We start from the raw sequence: 6,027 nt of genomic DNA, 5'->3' as shown, positions 1-6,027 counted from the left end.
GAGTAAGTCATGGTCTTTATAATAGCAATTGGATTTGATAATTATTTTATAACACTTTTAAGTGGGTTTTACTATATTAATCCACAAAACAATTGAAAAGCTATTTGAAGGTGAAATTGATTTTAGATACCATCATATAAGAAACGATAAGCTGGAAAATGTAGAAGAGAATATTATTATCGGCCCAGGTGGGATTTTATCAGGGTCGTATACTCCTGAAAAGAAACCAGATGAATGGCTCATTAGACATTTGACGCAGTCCCGCGTAGATGACTGGAGTAAAAAAGGTAAAAATGTTACATTCTTTGGTACTGGCACAAATACACCTCTTAATCCTAACAAAAACCAAAAACCATTCTCGCTTAATAGTGAAAAAACTATATCTGATTTAATCTCTATGTCTAGTGGCGCCTTTGTACGAGGAAATTATGACCGGATGCGTTTACAGACTATTTGCCAATCAGAAGATGTCTCAAAATTAAGTTTTCAACCATGCCCATCAGTATTCATTGATACTATGGCATCCTCTAGACATGATAAATTAGATAAAATTGCAGTAAACTTTCCATTTTTGAAGTCGATTACCTCGGAGAATGTCGAGAAGCACCCCATTAAAAGATTTATTACTTATGCTAGATCATTAGGGCTAGATTGTGTGTTTTCTCCCAATCATACTCAGGATATAAACCCATATGTTTTTGATCTTTTTGATGAAGTTGATGTTAGTGAGGATTTAGCTAATTTTATTTGTAGTCCGGAGTTCGACTACGCTCAAGGACAAGTTAAAATGCAGGACGAATGGGAAGGTATTAACTGTATCTTTAGTCGTTTCTCAGGGTATCGATTTGCATTCGGTGCGCGACTGCATTCTTTTTTACCCTTTATGTCTTTCGAAACACCATCTCTTTTTTTAACGGGTAATGTAGCTAGAATGCCAATGCCTATTGACTACTTTAACAACCCGATTTACCTAGCTAAAAATGGATTCCATCCTGATATTAATAAGATGGAGGAGGTAGTTGATGGCATGATAGAAAGACTTAATTACTTTATAAAGAATGAAGCTAGTCTTGTATCAGAAATACGCCGAGAAAAAGAACGCTTATGGAAAATCACAGAACTCAATAAAATTCGTTTACTTTCTAACCTTATCTAATATCAGAAATATTATTATTGGAGAATACGGAAATAGTGGATGTATTAATATTATCTAAAAAGGACATTAGCTATGATGTATATTGAGATAATGCAAATACACTGTTACAAATAGTCTTCGTCGGTAGTCTGTTTTTATAGAAGGGAAGCCTTCTCTCATATAAAAAGGTCGCCCTAATACGGTGACCTTTTTGCCTCTTAATAACGCCTCAAACCCACCCAATGAGGTAATCGTATATACGTGATCGATGGTCTCTAACGCATCGACCAAATGAATAGACTGGGTGAGGATAAGACAATCTAACTCAGTGAGTGCAGAAACGATATAGGGATCATCAAGCGTCATCGGATGTGGTTTCACGATAATTTGCGCATCAGGGTTTTCTTCAATCGCCTTGTTGACTACATCAAGCAGCGTAATGCCAATACCACCACCATATTTCAATGAATCATCATGTGGCACTTGGCCTAATACCAAAATACGCTTTTTATTCTTAATTCCATATATGGGTACGACATCGACGTAAGGCTGATGATTGTATTTGCTCACGCGATGTGAGGCGTAATAATCTAGCATCTCTTTTGCCAGTATCTCATCATAGCCATCCTGTTCAAAGTCAAAGTTTGCTATGAGATCAGTCAAGTCGTTAGGGCGAGTGGTATCAAAGTAGGGCGCTTGGCTGTCCATCACGATAGAGAGGGGCGCAGCACTACTATCATCGTCAGGGCCTGAACGGATAAAGCCATCCTCTAAAAAGAAGATATCTAGTTCTTGCTCGCGTATATAGTCAATAAAATAATCAGGTGCTTTATAACCCCAGATATAAATAACCGGATTAACACGCCGAATGAAAGGCTTTAGCCATTTATTGAAATAGTATTGGTCAAAGTGACGTTGTATCTGAATATGAGAGTCTTCAAACACCCAATCACCCACCATATCACGCCATGGCAGCATACCGACGACTAACGCTAAACGCTGTTCTGTTTGACGATAATGTTTATAATAACCTAATAACAGTGGTTGGATGTAAGCGTTAAATTTCATAATATGATTGCTGGCTTAAATTGGTAGCAGATGTGCAAGATTGGGACATTTACGTTGGCAATGTTCTATCGTTACCAGTATAGTTGCATTTACGAGTAAAGACGAATACCTACTTCGAAAAACCATAGTTTCGAAAAACCATAGTTTCGAAAAATAATGAGTCAGTAAATGAATAAAAAAATATTAGTCACAGGCGGTGCAGGATATATCGGATCGCACACTTGTATAGCCTTACATCAAGCAGGCTACGACATAGTGGTATACGATAACTTATCCAATAGTAGTCGTGAAGCGATTAATCGTGTCTCTACTCTTATTGGGCAATCGATTGATTTTATCGAAGGCGATATCCGCGATGCTGAGTCACTTAGACAAGTATTTTCAGTACATCAGTTCTTTGGTGTCATTCACTTTGCAGGATTAAAGGCGGTTGGTGAATCCGTTGCGAAACCGCTGATGTATTACGACAATAACGTTAGTGGTACGATTACCTTACTAGAGGTCATGGCAGAGTACGATGTCAAAAATCTTGTTTTTTCATCGTCAGCAACGGTTTATGGTGACCCAGAATCGCTGCCTATTGACGAGAATTCACCGCGTTCTTGTACCAACCCTTATGGCCAAAGTAAACTGACGGTCGAGCATATTCTAGAAGACTTAGCGGTATCCGATGCTAGCTGGAACCTTATTCCTTTAAGATATTTTAATCCGGTAGGCGCACATCCATCAGGGCAGATTGGCGAAGACCCCAATGATATCCCAAATAATTTAATGCCTTATATTTCTCAAGTAGCCGTCGGTAAGCTTGAAAAACTCAGTATCTTTGGTAATGACTATCCAACTACTGATGGTACTGGCGTGCGTGATTTTATCCATGTTACTGATTTGGCGCAAGGTCATGTCGCAGCGCTGAATTATTTAGAAAGTCAAACAAGGACAGCAAAGACAGATTCCATAGGATTTTTACCGATTAATTTAGGTACAGGTAAAGGGACTTCTGTTTTAGAGTTAGTAGCAGCATTTTCCAAAGTGTCGGAGCAGGACATTCCTTATCAGTTTGCAGACCGCCGCGCAGGTGATATCGCCAGCTGTTATGCCAGTGCTGATAAAGCGAAAGATCTGTTAAAGTGGCAAGCTGAATTATCAATTACTGAGATGTGCCAAGACACGTGGCGTTGGCAGAGTATGAATCCGAACGGCTATAACGCCACTTAGATTTTATAAAATATTCTTTTTTAATCTTTCCTTTTTAAGACAGTTTAAACATTATGACAAAAATTACCCACGCCGTTATTCCCGTCGCGGGCTTTGGCACTCGTATGCTACCGCTATCTAAATCCGTGCCGAAAGAGCTGTTGCCATTAGGTAATCGCCCCGCCATTCATTATGTTGTTGAAGAAGCGATCGCTGCCGGTATCAAGCATATTGTATTGGTCGGACATGCGCAAAAAAGCGCGATTGAAAACTACTTCGATATCAATGCTGAATTGGATAATCAATTGCGTGCTAAAGATAAAGACGCGTTAGCCGATAGCTTAAACTGGTTACCAGACGATGTAACGGTGTCTATGATACGTCAAGGTAAACCGCTAGGTTTGGGACATGCGGTACTCGCTGCGCGCCCTATTATAGGCGAGCATGATTTTGCCGTATTATTGCCCGACGTGGTACTCGATCCTTTTACGGGTGATATGACTGCTGATAACTTAGCTTTTATGATTGATGCCTTTGCTAAAGACAGTCATTCGCAAATATTGGTCGATAAAGTCGCTGATGCCGACGTGCATAAGTATGGCATCGCCCAATTAAATGAAACGTATAGCAATGCGGGCGATATCGATGACAAAGTAGAGGTTAATGCTAGCTTTAAAGTCGCTGGCTTTGTAGAAAAACCCAGTTTAGCAGATGCACCTTCACGCTTAGCAGTGGTTGGTCGCTATGTGTTTAGCAATCAAATCTTTGATTATTTGGCCAATACCAAAGCGTCGGTCGGTGGTGAAATTCAGCTGACCGATGCGATTGATGCCTTGATTAGTGAATACGGCGTGAATGTCACGACCATGCGCGGCGACAGCTATGATGCAGGCGATATGCGCTCCTATATGCAGGCATTTATCTATTTTGCCGAGCAGCAATTAGCAGAAGATGAATAGCTAATGGCTGAGATAAAAGGCAATAGCGCTTATAGCAGTGCTCGCCGCTCTCAATATTGGCAGCAGTTGCAAAGTCTGGCTAAGCAGCCGTGGTCATTGGCAGCTTTGTTTGCACAAGATGACAGTCGTGCAACGCGCTTTAGCACCCAAGCTGGTGCACTATATATGGACTATAGTAAGCAATGTATTGACGATGCTGTGCTAGAAAAATTATTAACCTTAGCAAATAGCTGTGAATTGCCCACAAGAATTGATGCACTTATGCAAGGTGCGATGGTCAATACTAGCGAGGAGCGTGCTGCCTTGCATACAGCACTACGATTGCCAGAGTCTGCCAAACTAGACGTTGATGGACAAAATGTCGTCGCTGATGTGCATGATAGTCTGTCGCAAGTAGCACGTTTATCTGAACGTGTCCGTAGTGGTACATGGCGCGGATTTTCTGGTAAAGCCATCACGGATGTGGTCAATATTGGCGTTGGTGGCTCTGACCTTGGGCCGCTTATGGCGACGACCGCGCTGGATGAGTGGGCAGATACCAACATTGAAGTACATTTCGTCTCTAATATGGACGGTACTCAGCTTGATAACTTGCTGAAACACCTCAATCCTGAAACGACCTTGTTTATCATCTCGTCCAAGTCATTTGGCACGGTTGACACGTTATCTAATGCTAAGACAGCATTGTCATGGCTGCTTGCTACCGCTAAGCTGCGTGCGGGTACAGAAGACAGTGTATTACGTCGCCATTTTATTGGCATATCTGCTAATAGTGAAAAAATGAGTGCTTGGGGTATTCATCCTGAGCATCAGCTGCAGCTTTGGGAGTGGGTCGGTGGACGTTTTTCTTTATGGTCAGCGATAGGATTGGCGATTGCCATTCGTATCGGTATAGATGGGTTTAAAGCGTTATTGGCTGGGGCTCATAGTATGGATGAGCATTTTGCTCAGGCTGATTTTGCAGAAAATTTACCAGTATTGTTGGGTTTGCTTGCTGTTTGGAACAGTACCTTTTTACAGGTAAATGCTCATACCGTATTGCCCTATGATGGTCGACTCAGCTATTTACCAAGCTACTTAACCCAGCTTGAGATGGAGAGTAATGGTAAATCGGTCACCCAGCACGGTGATCATATTGACTACGATACCTGTCCGATTCTGTGGGGCGAGATTGGCTCCAATGCGCAGCATGCCTTTTATCAGTTGCTACATCAAGGCACACAGCAGGTGTCTTGTGACTTTATCGCTTGTGTGCGCCGTTATAGTGGTCAATCGCAAAACGCGCCATTACAGCAGCAGCATGAGCTGTCTTTAGCCAATTGTCTAGCACAGAGCCGAGTGCTGGCTTTTGGTAATGCCGCGCTTCAAGAGTCTGAGGTTCAAGTAGCTTCTGCCGCTGATAAATACAAATATTACCGTGGCAATCAGCCTTCAACCACGCTACTTATCGACGAGCTAACGCCGCACAGTTTGGGAGCACTGATTGCGCTTTATGAACATAAGGTCTATGTCATGGCCAGCATTTGGGATATTAATCCATTTGATCAGTGGGGCGTCGAGATGGGCAAGCAAATGGCAGAGTCCGTACATCAAGCCATGCAGCAAGCAGGTGAGAGTCAGTTTGACAGCTCCACTAACCAGCTGTTAAAACATATTCAGCAGCTATCTTAA

General features: G+C 41.8%; 5 protein-coding genes. 4 read left to right on the top strand and 1 reads right to left on the bottom strand.

Annotated features, from left to right (window positions below):
• The first annotated feature begins 61 nt into the window (after positions 1-61).
• A complete protein-coding gene (locus JMX95_RS10445; protein ID WP_201560779.1) occupies positions 62-1,156 on the top strand; it encodes a hypothetical protein in 1,095 nt (364 codons plus the stop codon).
• A 66-nt stretch (positions 1,157-1,222) separates the two neighbouring features.
• Here the strand turns inward: JMX95_RS10445 and JMX95_RS10440 are convergent, their stop codons facing one another.
• Positions 1,223-2,203, bottom strand: coding sequence for a hypothetical protein (locus tag JMX95_RS10440; protein ID WP_201560778.1), 981 nt, complete (start codon positions 2,201-2,203; stop codon positions 1,223-1,225).
• Positions 2,204-2,371: 168 nt separating this feature from the next.
• On the opposite strand from JMX95_RS10440, the gene galE reads away from it, so the two are divergent.
• Genes galE through pgi form a run of 3 tightly spaced genes read left to right on the top strand, consistent with a single transcriptional unit; the run spans position 2,372 to position 6,027 of the window.
• Complete coding sequence (gene galE, locus JMX95_RS10435; RefSeq protein WP_201560777.1) at positions 2,372-3,418, top strand: UDP-glucose 4-epimerase GalE; 1,047 nt, start codon at positions 2,372-2,374, stop codon at positions 3,416-3,418.
• Between the two features lie 53 nt (positions 3,419-3,471).
• Entirely contained in the window at positions 3,472-4,356 is an 885-nt protein-coding gene (locus JMX95_RS10430) for a UTP--glucose-1-phosphate uridylyltransferase (RefSeq protein WP_201560776.1), read from the top strand.
• A gap of 3 nt (positions 4,357-4,359) precedes the next feature.
• On the top strand, positions 4,360-6,027 hold the full coding sequence (pgi, locus tag JMX95_RS10425; protein ID WP_201560775.1) for a glucose-6-phosphate isomerase: 1,668 nt from the start codon (positions 4,360-4,362) through the stop codon (positions 6,025-6,027).

The organism is Psychrobacter sp. NC44 (assembly GCF_904846655.1).
In the GTDB taxonomy this organism is placed as follows: Bacteria; Pseudomonadota; Gammaproteobacteria; order Pseudomonadales; family Moraxellaceae; genus Psychrobacter.
The sequence above is the reverse complement of the archived record's forward strand: the minus strand, read 5'-3'. Positions and strand labels throughout refer to the sequence as shown.

Excerpts from the sequence above, each read along its gene's own strand:
- JMX95_RS10440 (WP_201560778.1), bottom strand. The coding sequence starts at position 2,203 with ATGAAATTTAACGCTTACATCCAACCACTGTTATTAGGTTATTATAAA.
- galE (WP_201560777.1), top strand. The coding sequence starts at position 2,372 with ATGAATAAAAAAATATTAGTCACAGGCGGTGCAGGATATATCGGATCG.
- JMX95_RS10430 (WP_201560776.1), top strand. The coding sequence starts at position 3,472 with ATGACAAAAATTACCCACGCCGTTATTCCCGTCGCGGGCTTTGGCACT.
- pgi (WP_201560775.1), top strand. The coding sequence starts at position 4,360 with ATGGCTGAGATAAAAGGCAATAGCGCTTATAGCAGTGCTCGCCGCTCT.